The 16,273-nt window shown below is 56.4% G+C and carries 14 protein-coding genes; 4 read left to right on the top strand and 10 right to left on the bottom strand.

Going from position 1 to position 16,273, the window contains the following annotated elements:
* Positions 1-34 precede the first annotated feature (34 nt).
* The 4 genes from ftsH to folD all read left to right on the top strand — a co-directional run bounded on the left by ftsH (position 35) and on the right by folD (position 5,469).
* Positions 35-1,954 carry an ATP-dependent zinc metalloprotease FtsH gene (gene ftsH / locus DHN10_RS16450; protein ID WP_108816443.1) on the top strand — a complete coding sequence of 640 codons (1,920 nt, stop codon included), beginning with the start codon at positions 35-37 and terminating at the stop codon, positions 1,952-1,954.
* A gap of 126 nt (positions 1,955-2,080) precedes the next feature.
* Positions 2,081-2,659 (top strand): MOSC domain-containing protein, encoded by a 579-nt coding sequence (locus DHN10_RS16445; RefSeq protein ID WP_108816442.1) that lies wholly within the window; start codon positions 2,081-2,083, stop codon positions 2,657-2,659.
* A gap of 142 nt (positions 2,660-2,801) precedes the next feature.
* A complete protein-coding gene (locus DHN10_RS16440; protein ID WP_108816441.1) occupies positions 2,802-4,478 on the top strand; it encodes a formate--tetrahydrofolate ligase in 1,677 nt (558 codons plus the stop codon).
* 97 nt (positions 4,479-4,575) lie between these two features.
* Positions 4,576-5,469: a bifunctional methylenetetrahydrofolate dehydrogenase/methenyltetrahydrofolate cyclohydrolase FolD gene (gene folD, locus DHN10_RS16435; protein ID WP_108816440.1), complete on the top strand. Its 894-nt coding sequence runs from the start codon at positions 4,576-4,578 to the stop codon at positions 5,467-5,469.
* On the opposite strand, the gene pdeM is transcribed toward folD, so the two are convergent.
* From pdeM to DHN10_RS16385, 10 genes are all read right to left on the bottom strand, one after another.
* On the bottom strand, positions 5,470-6,114 hold the full coding sequence (gene pdeM, locus DHN10_RS16430) for a ligase-associated DNA damage response endonuclease PdeM (RefSeq protein ID WP_108816535.1): 645 nt from the start codon (positions 6,112-6,114) through the stop codon (positions 5,470-5,472).
* Positions 6,115-6,152: 38 nt separating this feature from the next.
* Entirely contained in the window at positions 6,153-8,558 is a 2,406-nt protein-coding gene (locus DHN10_RS16425) for a ligase-associated DNA damage response DEXH box helicase (protein WP_108816439.1), read from the bottom strand.
* A 42-nt stretch (positions 8,559-8,600) separates the two neighbouring features.
* Entirely contained in the window at positions 8,601-9,386 is a 786-nt protein-coding gene (locus DHN10_RS16420) for an NAD(P)-dependent oxidoreductase (RefSeq protein ID WP_108816438.1), read from the bottom strand.
* A 75-nt stretch (positions 9,387-9,461) separates the two neighbouring features.
* Entirely contained in the window at positions 9,462-10,772 is a 1,311-nt protein-coding gene (locus DHN10_RS16415) for an ATPase (protein ID WP_108816437.1), read from the bottom strand.
* Between the two features lie 123 nt (positions 10,773-10,895).
* On the bottom strand, positions 10,896-11,381 hold the full coding sequence (locus DHN10_RS16410; protein ID WP_234417162.1) for a prepilin peptidase: 486 nt from the start codon (positions 11,379-11,381) through the stop codon (positions 10,896-10,898).
* Between the two features lie 11 nt (positions 11,382-11,392).
* On the bottom strand, positions 11,393-12,247 hold the full coding sequence (locus DHN10_RS16405; RefSeq protein WP_108816435.1) for a tetratricopeptide repeat protein: 855 nt from the start codon (positions 12,245-12,247) through the stop codon (positions 11,393-11,395).
* A 27-nt stretch (positions 12,248-12,274) separates the two neighbouring features.
* The gene (locus tag DHN10_RS16400) at positions 12,275-12,835 is read right to left on the bottom strand and encodes a tetratricopeptide repeat protein (protein ID WP_108816434.1); all 561 of its coding nucleotides are present in this window, start codon (positions 12,833-12,835) and stop codon (positions 12,275-12,277) included.
* 6 nt (positions 12,836-12,841) lie between these two features.
* Positions 12,842-13,810, bottom strand: coding sequence for a type II secretion system F family protein (locus DHN10_RS16395; protein ID WP_108816433.1), 969 nt, complete (start codon positions 13,808-13,810; stop codon positions 12,842-12,844).
* A 17-nt stretch (positions 13,811-13,827) separates the two neighbouring features.
* Positions 13,828-14,793 (bottom strand): type II secretion system F family protein, encoded by a 966-nt coding sequence (locus tag DHN10_RS16390; RefSeq protein ID WP_108816432.1) that lies wholly within the window; start codon positions 14,791-14,793, stop codon positions 13,828-13,830.
* A 5-nt stretch (positions 14,794-14,798) separates the two neighbouring features.
* Positions 14,799-16,262: a CpaF family protein gene (locus DHN10_RS16385; RefSeq protein WP_108816431.1), complete on the bottom strand. Its 1,464-nt coding sequence runs from the start codon at positions 16,260-16,262 to the stop codon at positions 14,799-14,801.
* Positions 16,263-16,273: the final 11 nt, after the last annotated feature.

Raw genomic sequence — 16,273 nt, 5'->3', positions numbered from 1 at the left:
CGTTCCACTTTCCCCCTTTGAAGGAGTTTCCCCCTTGGGCAATGCGCGTAATATGGTCTTTTGGGTCGTCCTGTTCCTAATGGTTCTGGCCCTTTTCAACCTCTTCAGCAGCCCCCCCGGCGCGACAGGCGGAGAGGCGCGCAGCTACTCTGAGTTTGTCGAGGCGGTGGAAGGCAGCCGCGTGACCGACGTGGTCATCGACGGCGAGCAGGTGTTCTATGCCGAAGGCAGCCGCAGCTATACGACAATTAAGCCGCAAGATGCTGAATTGACTGATCTTTTGATCGAGGCGGGCGTGCCGGTAGAGGCGCGCAGTCAGGAAACATCGGCGTTCCAGTCGTTCCTAGTCAGCCTGCTGCCCTTCCTGCTGTTGATCGGCGTTTGGGTCTATTTCATGAACCGCATGCAGGGCGGCGGCAAAGGCGGTGCGATGGGCTTTGGCAAGTCGCGCGCCAAGCTGCTGACCGAAAAGCATGGTCGTGTCACATTTGATGATGTGGCTGGCATTGATGAGGCCAAAGAAGAGCTGGAAGAGATCGTGGAATTCCTGCGCAACCCGCAGAAATTCTCGCGTCTTGGCGGTAAAATTCCGAAAGGCGCGCTGTTGGTGGGCCCTCCAGGTACGGGTAAAACGTTGCTTGCACGTGCAATCGCCGGTGAGGCGGGTGTGCCATTCTTCACGATTTCGGGTTCTGATTTTGTTGAAATGTTCGTTGGCGTGGGTGCATCTCGTGTCCGTGACATGTTCGAACAGGCCAAGAAGAACGCGCCTTGTATCGTGTTTATCGATGAGATTGACGCGGTTGGGCGTTCGCGTGGTGCCGGTTACGGTGGCGGCAATGACGAGCGCGAGCAGACATTGAACCAATTGTTGGTCGAGATGGACGGCTTTGAAGCCAATGAAGGTGTCATCATCGTCGCAGCCACGAACCGCCGCGACGTGCTTGACCCGGCGTTGTTGCGTCCGGGCCGTTTTGACCGTCAGGTCACCGTACCCAACCCCGATATCAAAGGTCGCGAAAAGATCCTGGGCGTTCATTCGCGCAAGATACCGCTTGGTCCTGATGTGGATTTGCGGATAATTGCACGCGGTTCTCCGGGCTTTTCGGGGGCTGATCTGGCGAACCTTGTGAATGAGGCTGCTTTGATGGCTGCCCGTGTCGGACGCCGTTTTGTGACGATGATCGATTTTGAAAGCGCCAAGGATAAGGTCATGATGGGCGCCGAGCGCCGGTCGATGGTCATGACCGCTGAACAGAAAGAGATGACCGCCTATCACGAAGCGGGCCATGCGATTGTAGGTATCAGCCTGCCAAAATGTGACCCGGTCTATAAGGCCACGATCATTCCGCGTGGTGGTGCGCTGGGTATGGTGATGAGCCTGCCAGAGATGGACCGTCTGAACATGTTCAAGGACGAATGCCACCAGCGTTTGGCCATGACCATGGCGGGTAAGGCGGCTGAGATCATCAAATACGGTGAGGATCAGGTCAGCAACGGCCCTGCAGGTGACATTCAACAGGCCAGCCAATTGGCCCGTGCCATGGTGCTGCGCTGGGGTATGTCCGACAAGGTGGGCAACATCGACTATGCTGAGGCGCATGAAGGCTATCAGGGCAACACGGCTGGTCTGTCTGTTTCGGCCAGCACGAAGGAACTGATCGAGGAAGAGGTGCGCAGCTTTATCCAGAAGGGCTATGATCGCGCTTATAAGATCATCACAGAAAAGAACGAAGAGTTTGAGCGTCTTGCCCAAGGTCTGCTGGAATATGAAACCCTCACTGGGGATGAGATCAAGCGCGTGATGGCAGGCGAGCCGCCGCATGTGAATGACGACGCCGATGACACGCCACCGTCGGGCGGTACACCTTCGGTGACGGCCATTCCGAAGACCAAGCCAAAGAAGCCGCGCGCATCGGATGATGGTGGAATGGAACCCGAACCATCGACCTAAAGTTTCACAGAACGCCGCCCCTCGGGGCGGCGTTTTTTGTTGGGCAGGTCTGATGCGTGGCATCCGGAATTGATACCGGGGCCGTGCTGGCCTAAGCAGGGCGAGCGATCAAAAGGAGAATGGATCATGCCCGCGTTGAAGCCTACAGACATCACTGGAGAAATTGTCTGGATTGGGCATGTACCGGATCGTGACGCATCGCTTAAATCTGTGTCAGTGGATGCCGCACAGCTAACCTTTGCGGGCATTCCGGGCGAGGCGCATGGCGGATTGACGCGCCCGTCTTGTGTGCGGGTGCGCAGCCAGTACCCCGAAGGCACGGAAATCCGCAATGTGCGCCAGCTCTCGGTTCTTTCAGCAGAAGAACTGGCCGAGATTGCAGCTGGTTGTGGGTTGGATCAGTTTGACCCTGCGCATGTCGGTGCGTCTTTGGTGATCGCAGGAATTCCCGATTTCACACATGTGCCGCCCTCGTCGCGGTTGCAGTTTCCTGATGGGTCAAGCATCGTGGTTGATATGGAAAACCGCCCTTGCCACCTGCCGGCCAAGCCGATCAACGGCGATTTTCCGGGGGCCGGAGATAAATTCAAGCTGGCCGCCAAGGGCAGGCGTGGGGTCACCGCTTGGGTCGAGCGCGAAGGGCTGATCCGGGTCGGCGATGCCGTGCGCCTGCATGTGCCTGATCAGCGTGGCTGGCAGGTTTAGGTTTCCAATCCGAAACCAAAGCTGGCGCTCCCGACGATTTCGACGGTGGAAATGTCGCAATCACGGTGCATGCGACAGTATCCACCCGCTAGAACGGATGGTGGAATAATTTGGCAAATGCCAAGGATCAGGGAAGTTTTTCATGGAATATAAGTCTGATATTGAGATTGCGCGCGGCGCGAGCAAGCGTCCTATTCAGGAAATTGGCGCAAAACTGGGCATCGATAGCGATGACCTGCTGCCCTACGGCCACGACAAGGCCAAGGTCAGCCAGCGCTTGATCGACAGCGTGCAGGACCGTGAAGACGGCAAGTTGATCCTTGTTACAGCGATCAACCCGACACCTGCGGGCGAAGGCAAGACCACGACAACCGTTGGTCTGGGTGACGGTCTGAATGCAATCGGCAAGAAGGCCGCGATCTGTATTCGCGAAGCCTCGCTTGGTCCGTGTTTTGGCATGAAGGGTGGTGCTGCTGGTGGCGGTTACGCGCAAGTTGTGCCGATGGAAGATATGAACCTGCACTTCACAGGTGACTTTCATGCAATCACTTCCGCCCACAACCTGCTGTCGGCGATGATCGACAACCACATCTATTGGGGCAACGCGCTTGAGATCGACATCCGCCGCGTCGCTTGGCGCCGTGTGCTGGATATGAACGACCGCGCGCTGCGCCAAATCACGGCGTCTTTGGGCGGTGTTGCCAATGGCTTCCCGCGTGAGGCTGGCTTTGACATCACCGTTGCGTCCGAGGTCATGGCAATTCTTTGCCTTGCCCGCAATCTAGAGGATCTGCAAAAGCGTCTGGGCGACATCATCGTGGCCTACCGCCGCGACCGCAGCCCTGTCTATTGCCGTGACATCAAGGCTGATGGCGCGATGACAGTGTTGCTGAAAGATGCGATGCAACCAAACCTCGTGCAGACGCTTGAGAACAACCCGGCCTTCGTTCACGGTGGTCCGTTTGCGAATATCGCCCACGGTTGTAACTCTGTCACCGCCACCACAACGGCGCTGAAACTGGCGGATTATGTTGTGACAGAAGCAGGCTTTGGTGCTGATTTGGGGGCCGAAAAGTTCCTGAACATCAAATGCCGCAAGGCAGGCCTTGCGCCATCCTGTGTCGTCGTTGTTGCGACCGTGCGTGCGATGAAGATGAACGGTGGCGTGGCCAAGGCCGATCTTGGCAACGAGAACGTGGATGCGGTTAACGCAGGGTGTCCAAACCTTGGCCGTCACATCGAAAACGTCAAAAGTTTCGGCGTGCCTGTGGTTGTCGCGATCAACCACTTTGTCACTGACACCCATGCAGAGGTTGAGGCGGTTAAAGCCTATGTGACCACCCAAGGTGCAGAAGCGATCTTGTGCAAGCACTGGGCGCTGGGGTCAGAGGGCACCAAAGAGCTTGCTACGCGTGTCTCCGAGATTGCCGATAAAGATGAGGCGAACTTTGCGCCGATCTATCCTGATGACATGAGCCTTTTTGACAAGATCGACACAATTGCCAAGCGCATCTACCGCGCTGATGAGGTCATTGCCGATAGTAAAATTCGTGATCAGCTGAAGCAGTGGGAAGATCAGGGCTATGGCAACCTGCCGGTCTGTATGGCCAAGACGCAATACAGCTTTACCACTGATCCCAACCGTCGCGGTGCGCCGACTGGTCACTCTGTTCCGGTGCGCGAAGTGCGCCTCAGTGCAGGTGCCGGGTTTATTGTTGCGATCTGCGGTGAGATTATGACCATGCCGGGCCTGCCACGTGTGCCGTCCGCCGAGCAGATCATGCTCAACGACGCGGGCGAGATCGAAGGCCTGTTTTAAGTATATCGGGCGGGGCGACGCTTGACTGCGTCGTCGCCCCGCCCACCCTCCCGTCTGCGCGCCGCGCGGAGATATTTTTGAACAAAAGAAGATAGATATGACAGCGACAGTGATTGATGGAAAAGCCTTTGCTGCGAAAGTGCGCGGGCTTGTGGCCGAGGGCGTAACCAAGCTGAAAGAAGAGCAGGGGATCACGCCGGGCCTGGCTGTTGTGTTGGTTGGCGAAGATCCTGCCAGTCAGGTTTATGTCCGGTCCAAAGGCAAGATGACTGTTGAAGTTGGCATGACCTCGATCGAGCATAAGCTGGAGGTTGATACCTCTGAGGCTGATTTGCTGGCGCTCATCGATCAGTTGAACAACGACCCTAAGGTGCATGGCATTCTGGTGCAGTTGCCGTTGCCGGATCATCTCGATAGCGATTTGGTGATCAATAGTATTGATCCAGCCAAAGATGTGGACGGCTTTCATATCTCAAACGTGGGTCTGTTGGGTACGGGCCAGAAAAGCATGGTCCCCTGCACACCTCTGGGTAGCTTGATGATGCTGCGTGATCATCATGGATCTTTGTCTGGCATGAATGCCGTTGTGATTGGTCGGTCGAATATTGTGGGCAAGCCGATGGCACAGTTGTTGCTGGGCGATAGTTGCACCGTGACCATCGCGCATAGCCGTACCAAGGATTTGGCCGCCGTTGTCCGTCAGGCTGATATTGTTGTGGCCGCTGTTGGCCGCCCGCAGATGGTGCCGGGTGACTGGATCAAACCGGGGGCTACAGTCATTGATGTGGGCATCAACCGCATAGACAAGCCCGAAGGCGGCACCCGTCTGGTCGGTGATGTCGATTTTGACAGCTGTGCCGAAGTGGCAGGCGCGATCACCCCCGTTCCCGGTGGCGTGGGTCCTATGACAATTGCCTGTCTTCTGGCCAATACGCTGACTGCATGTTGCCGTGCCAACGGATTACCTGAACCTGAAGGCCTGACGGCCTGATTAGCGCACGGGCACAGGAATTGCCTTATGCCCGGTCATGATCGCGATGAGCGGCTCTGAGAAAAGCCGCCTCAGGTCTGCCGATTGGCTGGAAAGACCGCCGGTGTAGGCCCCGTAGGCAGGCATGATCAGCCGTTCTTGATCATACAGGAATGCCGGGCGGCTGCGCCCGGTCACCCGATGTTTGGGATGATAATGCCCCGATATTTCATCCCGCGCACCAGTTGCGATATGCCGAAGGGTGAGCTTGGCAACCTGCACTTCGTTCAGGTGGGTGCCGCCCAGATCAACAGGCCCCGGATCATGGTTGCCCTCGATCCAGACCCATCGCTTACCCGCCTGCAAGCGCGTCAACCAAAGCCGCATGTCTTCCGCAAGGCTTGCCGCGGCGTCGAGATCATCAAAGCTGTCGCCAAGGCAAATGACGCAATCCGGTGCTGTTGCGCCGATATCACTTTCCAGTTTTTGCAGCGTTTCCTGCACCTCGTAAGGGGGGAGCATGATGCCACTGCGCCGGGCGATCCGATCTGATTTGCCAAGGTGAAGGTCAGAGACACACAGCACGCTGTGCTCTGGCAAATAGAGCGCGCCCGAGGGCAAGGCGTGGCAGATCGTACCGCAAAAGGTGAAGTGATAGGCGTTCATGAATTGTTCTTTGCGCATGGGGGCATTGAACGCAAGGGTCAAACTTGGGTCACACCTGCTGCATCCATCAGACGGGCGGCTTCCTCTTCCAGCATCCTGTCCTGTGCGGCACCAGTGACGGAAATGCGCCCCATCTCAAGGAACATTGGTAAGGAAAGTGGCGTCACCCGGTCCAGCACCAGATGGTCAATGCGGCCAGCGGTCCGGGCCAGCATTTCTTCGATCCTGCCGAAATCGACAAGCCCGCGCATGGCTTCCTCGCGGGTGATTTGCAGCATCAGGTGGTCGGGGTCGTATTTGGACAACGTGTCATAAAGGATATCGGAGGAAAACGTGGCCTGCCGTCCGCTTTTGCGCGCTTGCGGCAAGTTGCGTTCGATGAGCCCCGCAATTGTGGCCGCTCCGCGAAAGGTCTTCTTCATCACGGCATTTCCTGAAAGCCAGGTTGCGAAATCGGCCCTGAGGTTGTCGGCCTGAAACAGTGGGGCGGGGTCGGTGACCGGATCCAGCCCCCAGATCAGCGTTGCATAGTCGGTGGCGACAAATCCCATGGGGTGCAGGCTTAGCTCTTCCATCCTTTGGGTCAGCAGCATGCCAAGGGTTTGCATCGCATTGCGCCCGGCAAAACCGTAGACGCAAATATGATGGCGGCCCTCGTGGGGGAAACTTTCGACCAGAATACGGTTGGCCTCGGGCATCTTTGAATGCAGTCGTTGCAGGCCCAGCCATTCAGCGGTGTGATCTGGCAGGTTCGGCCAATCGGGCTGATCAAACATGCGCAGGATGCGTTGCGACAGCTGTGTAGAGTTGGCGAATTTCGTACCCATAAAGGTTGCGATCTTTGGCTTCTTGTCAGCCCGGCGCGAGACCTGAACGGTCATTTCCTTGAGGCTTTCATAGCGCACGACCTGCCCGCCGATCAGGAAGGTATCACCGGGGGTGAGGGTTGCTGCAAATGCCTCTTCCACCTCGCCCAGTGGTTTGAAATTGCCCTTGAGCCGCACCTTGAGCGTATCTGTGTCTTGAATGGTTCCGATATTCATCCGAATGCGCTGTGCCGCGCGTGGGTCGCGCAACTGCCATTGCCCATCGGGGCGCTGGAGCAGGCGCTTCCACTTGTCATAGGCGCGCAGCGCATAGCCGCCCGTCGCGCAGAAATCCAGGCAATCGTCAAAGTCAGGCCGTGATAGGCTGGCATAGGCACCAACACTTGTGACTTCGCGGTAGAGCACATCTGCATCAAAGGGCCCTGCGCAGGCCGTGATCAGGATGTGTTGGCAAAGCACATCACGCGGTCCTGGCCCTTTGGGATCACCATCCAAATCATGGGCTTTGACCGCTTCAAGAGCGGCGACGCATTCAACAACCTCAAAGCGGTTGGCGGGTACCAGCAGCGCCTTGGAGGGCGCATTGTAGCGGTGATTGGCTCTGCCGATCCGCTGCACCAGCCGTTTGACGTTCTTGGGGGCACCCACCTGCACAACTAGATCAACATCGCCCCAGTCGATCCCCAGATCAAGCGAACCGGTGCAAACAATGGCACGCAGATCACCGGCGACCATGGCACCTTCGACCTTTTCGCGTTGTTCGCGGGCCAATGACCCATGATGAATGCCGATGGGCAGATCGTCGGTATTGGCGAGCCAGAGGTTATGAAAGAAGATTTCGGCCTGCGCACGTGTGTTGTGAAAAATCAGGGTCGTATTGTGTTTTTTGACCTCGTCCAGCACGGCTGGGATGGCGTATTTTGCGCCGCCTCCGGCCCAAGGTGGTTTCTCGTCTGTGACGAGCATGGCGATATCGGGATCAGGGCCGGGGTCGGCATTGATGATTGCGCAGGATGCGGGATGGGGTGCCAGTTCGCGGGCAATTGCGGCGGGGTCTTCCACTGTGGCGGATAGACCGACCCGGCGCAGATCGGGTGCAAGGCTTTGCAGGCGGCTCAACGCCAGCACGAGCTGGTCGCCACGTTTGCTTTCGGCCAAGGCGTGGATTTCATCGACGATGATCCGTTGCAGCCCTTTGAAGATGTGCGGGGCATCTTCGTAGCTTGTGAGCAGGGCCAGCGATTCAGGTGTGGTCAGCAAGATATGCGGTGGGTCGGCGCGCTGGCGGCGCTTTTGGGTGTAGGATGTGTCGCCGGTTCGGTCTTCGATACGGATTGGCAGGTCCATTTCTGCAACGGGTGTGCGCAGGTTGCGCTTAATGTCAGCCGCGAGTGCCTTGAGGGGTGAGACATAGAGGGTGTGCAGGCCTTGATGGTTTCCGTCTTGCAGGGCGATGAGCGAGGGTAGAAAACCGGCGAGCGTCTTGCCGCCGCCGGTGGGGGCTATCAGCATCAACGCTGGGTCTTGCGCCTGATCCAGCATCGCTTGCTGATGTGGGTGGATGTCCCAGCCGCGCGATGCAAACCAGTTCTGGAACTTGGAGGGCAGGGTGATCATGTGCCTAAACTGCCGTTCATGTAAGGTGGGTCAAGACCCACCTTACGCTTTGGGCCGTGGTTGCAGGCCACGTAAGGCCGATTGCACCGCGCGCGGCAGCGCCGCACCCGCATCAGGAGCGATATCCAACGCTGCGGCCACATCCTTGACCAAAATCCCAATGGTGTTGTCTGTGTCATAGCCGTCGCGGGCGAACTCGATCACATCAAAGCCTGATGCCAGCCAGTTCTGTCCTGAAGCAGTGTTGATCAGCGCCAGCAACCTGTCTTCATCGACGCCAGCGACATCCGCCCAATCCAGCACCAGCCGTGTCATCGCCGTATTGGAAGCTGCCAAAAGATTGTTCAACACTTTGCCCGTCATCCCCGCGCCAAAATCCCCCATATGATGCACCTCTTGCCCCATAGTTGCGAGGAGCGGGGCGATGTCGGCCGCCGGGCCACCCGTCATGAATGTCAGCGTGCCAGCGTCCGCTTTGATCTGCGCGCCGGACATTGGCGCGTCGATCAAGGTGATATGGTCAGGCACGCGGGCCCGCAGCGCCTTCACATAGCGGGGCGATAGGGTCGAGCTGATGACAATCCGTTCGAGTTCAGTTGCGCGGGCCACAAGCGCCTGATCGTCAAACAGAACCGCATCGGTTTCATCTGTATCGCGGACCACCGTGATCAGCGTTTGCAGCCCATTGGCGAACGCATCAATGTCCCGACCCACGCCCGGTATTGAACGCACATCAAAGCCGTGCGCATCAAACCCTGCCTTTTGCAGGTTGCGCAACATGCCAAGCCCCATACGGCCACATCCGGCGATGCCAATGCGATGTTCCACTCCTGTCCTCCAACGAAAAAGGCTTCCCTCAGCGTAGAGGGAAGCCAGTTGCTTGGGAATGTCGAAAGGACAGAACTAGTGAATGATCTCTTCTTCGCGGACAAACATGTTCGCCCATGCGCGATCAACGAGGTCTGGTGACATCTGATAAGGAATGCCTTCGAACTCGCAGATCGAAATCATCTGGTCGATCAAAAAGATCGGCTGGTAGTTCGCATAGACATTCTCGATTTCTGGGTAGCGGACGTTGAGCAGGTGAACGAGCGTGTCTTCGTCAAGCGGCATCTTCCGCTTGCGGGCCACCATTGCAAAGATCTTGAGGAAGTCTTCCTGATTGGGGCCGTCGATCTTGATCTTGTAGAAGATACGACGCAGGGCCGCTTTGTCGAAGATCGCGTTGGGGTGGAAGTTGGTCGAGAAGACAACAAGCGTGTCAAACGGCACTTCGAATTTCTCACCTGATTGCAGGGCGAGGATGTCCTTGTTTTCTTCCAGTGGCACAATCCAACGGTTTACAAGTGTCTGCGGCGGTTCGGCCTGGCGGCCAAGGTCATCCACGATAAAGATGCCGCCGGTGGATTTCAGCTGCAAAGGCGCCTGATAGGTCCGCGCGGTCGGGTTGTAGACGAGATCAAGCATCGATAGCGACAATTCACCACCGGTGATCACTGTGGGGCGTTCGCAGCGCACATAACGCGTGTCGAAACGGCCAGAGGTCCGGCGCAGGCTGTTTGGGTCGTCCACATCATCTTCCGCAGCGCTGTGCACGATGGGGTCATAGACCGTGATCACCTGACCGGAATATTCAATCGCGCGTGGCACGTAAATCTTGTCACCCAACGCGTCACGAATACCGTTCGAGATCGAGGATTTACCGTTACCCGGCGGGCCATACATCAGGATCGACCGGCCTGCGCTGACCGCGGGACCGAGGTTTGACAAAAGATCATCGGGCAGCACCAGATGCCCCATGGCCGTTTGCAACTGATCGCGAGTGATCTGAATGTTGCGGATCGACTGACGTTCGATCTGCTGGCGGTAGATATCCAGCGGCACGGGCATTGCCCCGTAGTATTCAGACTGCGAAGCAGCATCGAGTGCGCGTGCGCGACCGGCATCGGTGAGCTGATAGCCCATTTCATTGCCGCTGTTGGCGTTCAGGGTCCCTGTCGCTTCCAGCAAAAGCTGGCTCCGCGCCATATCAACCAGTTCCTGCGTGACGGGGACTGGCAGACAAACAGCGCGGCTGATGTCGGATACCAGATCAAGGTTCATGCGAAACATCGTCTTGATCAAGATGTCGCGCATCATCGCCATCGGCAATTGCATGGCTTCAAGGCTCCGCGGCGCCGGGGGCGCCATCACACTAGAGGCTTGCACATTCATAATTCGGTCCGCCCATCACAAAAGACTATTATTGCCGCCCACCTTGCGGCCATTGCTGCAGTTTACAGGCCATTATGGCGAAATAGTGAACAAACATGTTCCTGTCCAAGGCATTGCCCACATTTAGCGGTAAACCGCTGCAGCAAGAAGGTAGAACAAAAGGGTCATGCTGAGTGGAAAACCCTTTGGAAAATAACGGCCTGCATGCCAGCTTTGCCAATCTGGCGCGAAGTTTTTAAGTGGCGTAAAGCGAAACAGGCTGTGGATCGCGAGCGCACCCAAAAGACACGCCGCAAAGAGCTGCATGATGAGAATCACATCATCAATCACAAAAAACGGGGCCATCACTGCGATCATCTTGGCGTCGCCACCACCCATGGCCCGCAGCGCCCAAAGTGCCATGCAGATAACAAGCACGACGGGAAAGTTGAGCCATTGCCACAGATACATCTCAAGCCCAAAGGCGAATGGACCAATCACGGCGTAGGCGGCCAACAGAACAATCAAAGAGTTGTTGGTGATCCTCATGGAACGCATGTCGTTCCATGAGATGTAAATGGCGATGGGGATCACAGCCGGGAGGAACCAATAGGCGGCCTGCGCTGTCATCCCCATCGGATTTAGTTCACCGCGTTGTTTTCGAGCGCCTCAAGGGCGCGTGCGGCTTCCTCAAAGTACTGAGGATGTGTTTCGATGGCGTCAGCCAGAAGCGACTTACCGATGGAGACATCGTTTTGCTTGATCGCAGCCAGCGCCATTGTGTGCATCAGTTGCGCACGCTCTGTCTGGTTCATCGGCACCACTGGGATGGCATAGTTTCGCTGTGCGCCACGAGCCAGAACAAGGTTGTTCTTGGCCGTGAACATGTCATCGTTGAAGCGCAGCGCATCAACAAAAAGCCGCTCTGCCTCGGCATAGTCGCCGCGGGTCAGTTTAGAGTAACCCCAATTGTTGTAGACTGAAGCGGGTCGCGTGGTCAGGCCAACGGCTGTTTCATAAAAACTGTCTGCCTTGTCCCACTGCTGGCGGCTGTCTGCGACCATGGCCTCAAGTCGGTAACGCTTGAATGTCTCGAACGTTGGGGGGATCGTGTTGAGTGTTGCTGCAGCATCGTCCCACCGGTTGTTGCGGATGAACGCATCAGCCAGTTCAACCCGATCACCGTTGCCGCTTTCCTCGTGGGCAACGACCTGTTGCCAGGCTGGGATCGCCTCGGCGTTGCGGCTCGCACGGACAAGGGACTTGGCCAGACCGCGTTGCAAGTCGATCCGGCCGGGATCATTTGCATTTGCACCGGCAAAATAGTTCACCGCCTCGTTGGGGTCACCAACGGTCAGCATCACATCGTTAAGGTTGGATTCATCGACAACATTGAGATCAGCCAAGGCGCGTTCGACCTCGGCTTCCTCGGATTTTTCACATGCCGACAGGCCAATGGCCGCCGCACAAAGCGTCAGAAAGATTGGGTGGCGCATGTTTCTGCGTCCTTTTGCTGCTCTTGCCTATAGGTCCGACATGAGTACGAAGTCGCCTGCACCCCGCCGGATCAGATTAAAGTTCTGATTTTGTTGTATCGCACTATTGCCCGGATTTTCCAAATTTGCGAGCGCTAAGCGTAAATTCTCGCGAATTTCGTCGGAATTACCGTTATCTGCGGCAAATGCGCGTCGGAAAACCTCGCTTGCTTCGGCCGTTTCGCCTGTTTCCATCAAAATGACGCCAAGATTGTTCCATGCGGGCGGGAATGTTGGATCCTCCTCAACCGCGCGCCGCATCCATCGTTCGGCCTGACCAAGCCGCCCCAGGCTGAGATTGGCAGAACCAATGGCCGACATTGTATCAACGTTGAGCCCCTGTTGGGCCGCGGCCCGATTGTAGGCTTTGAGCGCCAGTTCATATTCACCTGCCGCCAAAAGGCGGTGCCCGACAATCAACCCATCAACGTCACTAGGCCCGGACGGGCCGGGTGCAAAGACGCCATCGGACGAACGACTAAGGCCGCCTGTGTCGCAGGCGGCCAAACTTGTCAGTGCAATGGTCAGTAGGACTAACCTGGAAGTCATATGTCTTCAGCCCGGAGCGAGGTTCACAGCAATTGCGTAGATGGATGGTCCGATCAACATCGCCATCAGAGGCGGGACCGTCAACATCATTGTCGCCAACGTCATCTTGGTCGGCAGTTTGTTGGCAGCTTCTTCAGCGCGCATAACGCGCTTGTCCCGCATTTCCGATGCGTAAACGCGCAAGGCGTCAGAGATGGACGTACCGAACTGCGATGATTGCACCAACACGGTCACAAAGCTGGAGATATCCGGCACACCACAGCGTTCTGCCATGTCTTTGAGAACAGTGTTCTTGTCCTTACCGGCCTTGGATTCCTGACCGACGATCTCAAACTCTTCGGCCAGTTCGGGGAAACCGGATTTCAGCTCGGTCGAGACACGCATGATGGACTGATCAAGTGATTGGCCCGCTTCAACACATACCAACATCATATCAAGGCTGTCGGGGAAGGCGTTCACAATCGCTTCTTGACGCATTTGTTGACGGCGTGTGACCCAATATTTGGGCAGGAAGTAACCCACACCGCCGGGCCCCATGATCCAGATGACCAAATCCTGTGTCGAAGGTTCAACCAATGTCATCTGGTACAGCGCATAACCACCGCCCAGCAACAGGCCGAAAATACCCAAGGCAAATTGTATAAAGTAAAAGATACGCACCGAATTTTTGCTGCGATAGCCAGCCTGCATCAGCTTGAGCTTGACGGCAGAGTATTCTTCGGCGTTTTGCGGCTCTAGGAAGTTGGAGTATTTCTCCAGCTTGTCCTTGCTGGCAGGCGCGCGCAGCTGAGCACCTTTGTCGGACGACTTTGCTGTGCTGTGATTTGATTGCTTGAGCTTGTCGAGCGGATCAACTTCTTTCTTGAGCAACACAGGCAGAGTGATCAGGATCAAGAATACCCCAAGCAACCCCACAATCATCAGCGGGCCGAAGGGGCCCAGCATGTCGGTGATCATGGTTTGAATTTGTTCCATATCCATGTCGAGGGTCCTTACACCTTAATGTTCACAAGTGCGCGCATCACGATCAGGTTGACCACAAGGAATGCGGCAACGACCAGACAGGCAGGAATGAAAAGCGGGCTAAGCATGACTTCGTCATAGTAGTCGGGCTTCACCATGTTGATGCCAAGCAAGGCCAAGATAGGGAACGCCGATAGCAGGTTGCCGGACCACTTCGCTTCGGCCGTGATTGCAGCCACACGTCGGAACAGGCGGAACCGCGCACGGATCACCTTAGCCAAACCGTCAAGGATTTCAGCCAGATTACCACCCGACGTCTGCTGGATCGTTACTGCCACCGCCAGAAAGCGCAAATCCTGATTATCCAGCCGCTCTGCCATTGCTTTGAGCGTCTCACCCATATCGCGGCCATAGGCGGCCTCGTCCGAGATCATACCCATCTCTGTGCCAAGCGGATCGGGAACCTCGCGGGATACAATCCCAACGGCGGATGAAAACGGATGGCCGACGCGCAAGGAACGCACCATCAGTTCGACTGCTTCGGGCAATTGTTCTGCAAGCATATTCATACGCTTCTTGGCTTTGCCGTTGATCCAGACATAGACACCGCCAACGCCCATTAGTACGGCAACGCCACATTGAATTGGCAGGCTGACAGCCGTCAGAACTGACAACATCGCGAAGGCAGCACCGCTGACGACAACCATCAACAGCATGATCTGCGTGGGTGTGAATGCGATGTTGGCCTTTTGCGCCTTATCCGCCAGCAAAGAGTAAATCGGGATACTCTGCGACTTCATGTGCTGGGTCATCTCCTTGCGGAGTTGATCAAGCACCTGTTCGCGGTTGCCGCCTTTGTCGAGCATTTCAAGACGGCGGTTCACCTTGCCGTCCATGCTGATCGATTTGCCAAAGATGACCAGATAGGCACCCTGAACAAGCGCCAAGACGGCGACGAAAATGAGGATATAGATAACCGGTGCTGCAGAAATCATGCTGGTTACTCCGCGACCATAGGTTCAAAGATTGCCGGTGGCAGATCGTAACCCCAAAGCTTGAACCGCTCTGAAAAGTGGCTACGCACACCGGTCGCTGTAAAGTGGCCGATAATTTTGTTGTCTGGTGTCAGACCAACACGTTGATAGCGGAAAATCTCCTGCATGGAAATCACATCGCCTTCCATGCCCGTGATCTCGGTGATCGAAGTCATCCGGCGCGAACCATCCTGCAGACGTGATGCCTGTACAATCAGGTTCACAGCCGAGGAAATCTGGCTCCGCATCGCTTTAATCGGCATCTCGATACCTGCCATCGCGATCATGTTCTCCAAACGCGACACGCCGTCACGGGCACTGTTGGCGTGGATCGTGGTCATTGACCCGTCGTGGCCTGTGTTCATGGCCTGCAACATGTCGATGACTTCTTCGCCACGCGTCTCACCCACGATAATGCGGTCAGGACGCATACGCAGGGCGTTCTTCAGACAGTCGCGCTGGGACACGCCACCTTTGCCTTCGACGTTGGGTGGGCGGCTTTCCATCCGGCCAACATGGGTCTGTTGCAGCTGAAGTTCCGCCGTATCCTCGATCGTCAGGATGCGTTCAGCATCATCGATGAAACCGGAAAGCGCATTGAGCGTTGTTGTCTTACCCGAACCTGTACCGCCGGACACGATGACGTTCAGGCGAGTTGACACGGCGGCTTGCAGATAAGCGGCCATTTCCTCGGTGAATGCACCGAATTTGACCAGCTCTTCGATGCCGAGTTTGTCTTTTTTGAACTTACGAATAGAGACCAGCGAGCCGTCAACCGCAATCGGTGGCACCATCGCGTTAAAACGCGAACCATCAGCAAGACGGGCGTCAACGTAAGGGTTGCTTTCGTCAACGCGGCGCCCCACCGCGGAGACGATCTTGTCGATGATCCGCAAAAGGTGGCGTTCGTCTTTGAAGGTAATATCGGTCAGTTGCAGTTTGCCGTCACGTTCGACAAAGATCTGCTGTGGACCGTTCACCAGAATATCGTTGACGCTTTCGTCTTTTAGCAGTGTCTCAAGCGGGCCAAGGCCGGTCACCTCAAAGAACAAGTCCTGGCTGAGGGTCTGGCGTTCGTCCCGGTTAAGGACAACGCCCATGTCTTCAAGTGTTTCGTTGGCAATCGCGTTGATTTCGGTGCGCAGTTCCTGCTCTGACGCCGTGTCGAGGGCAGCAAGGTTGAGATTGTCGAGCAGTGCCTTGTGCAGCTCCAGCTTAATCTCACCCAGACGCTCTTTGCGCCGTTTGTCTTTGTCCACAGGGCCCGCATCTGCCGGGCGCTTGTTGGGCATCGTCTTCATCAACGATTGTTTTGCGTCTTCCTGGGGTGCCACAGCAACGGGTGTGACGTTGACTTTCGGGCCACTTGCTGCGGCTGCGGCTGGCGCATTGCCTTTTGCCGGCGTTGGCTTTTTATATTTTGAAAACATGGCGTTACCTC

This window comes from Loktanella sp. Alg231-35 (assembly GCF_900143545.1).
Lineage (GTDB): Bacteria > Pseudomonadota > Alphaproteobacteria > Rhodobacterales > Rhodobacteraceae > Yoonia.
The sequence above is the reverse complement of the archived record's forward strand: the minus strand, read 5'-3'. Positions and strand labels throughout refer to the sequence as shown.

Excerpts from the sequence above, each read along its gene's own strand:
- DHN10_RS16405 (WP_108816435.1), bottom strand. The coding sequence starts at position 12,247 with ATGCGCCACCCAATCTTTCTGACGCTTTGTGCGGCGGCCATTGGCCTG.
- DHN10_RS16400 (WP_108816434.1), bottom strand. The coding sequence starts at position 12,835 with ATGACTTCCAGGTTAGTCCTACTGACCATTGCACTGACAAGTTTGGCC.
- folD (WP_108816440.1), top strand. The coding sequence starts at position 4,576 with ATGACAGCGACAGTGATTGATGGAAAAGCCTTTGCTGCGAAAGTGCGC.
- DHN10_RS16395 (WP_108816433.1), bottom strand. The coding sequence starts at position 13,810 with ATGGAACAAATTCAAACCATGATCACCGACATGCTGGGCCCCTTCGGC.
- pdeM (WP_108816535.1), bottom strand. The coding sequence starts at position 6,114 with ATGAACGCCTATCACTTCACCTTTTGCGGTACGATCTGCCACGCCTTG.
- DHN10_RS16385 (WP_108816431.1), bottom strand. The coding sequence starts at position 16,262 with ATGTTTTCAAAATATAAAAAGCCAACGCCGGCAAAAGGCAATGCGCCA.
- DHN10_RS16415 (WP_108816437.1), bottom strand. The coding sequence starts at position 10,772 with ATGAATGTGCAAGCCTCTAGTGTGATGGCGCCCCCGGCGCCGCGGAGC.
- DHN10_RS16410 (WP_234417162.1), bottom strand. The coding sequence starts at position 11,381 with ATGACAGCGCAGGCCGCCTATTGGTTCCTCCCGGCTGTGATCCCCATC.
- DHN10_RS16425 (WP_108816439.1), bottom strand. The coding sequence starts at position 8,558 with ATGATCACCCTGCCCTCCAAGTTCCAGAACTGGTTTGCATCGCGCGGC.
- DHN10_RS16445 (WP_108816442.1), top strand. The coding sequence starts at position 2,081 with ATGCCCGCGTTGAAGCCTACAGACATCACTGGAGAAATTGTCTGGATT.
- DHN10_RS16390 (WP_108816432.1), bottom strand. The coding sequence starts at position 14,793 with ATGATTTCTGCAGCACCGGTTATCTATATCCTCATTTTCGTCGCCGTC.
- DHN10_RS16440 (WP_108816441.1), top strand. The coding sequence starts at position 2,802 with ATGGAATATAAGTCTGATATTGAGATTGCGCGCGGCGCGAGCAAGCGT.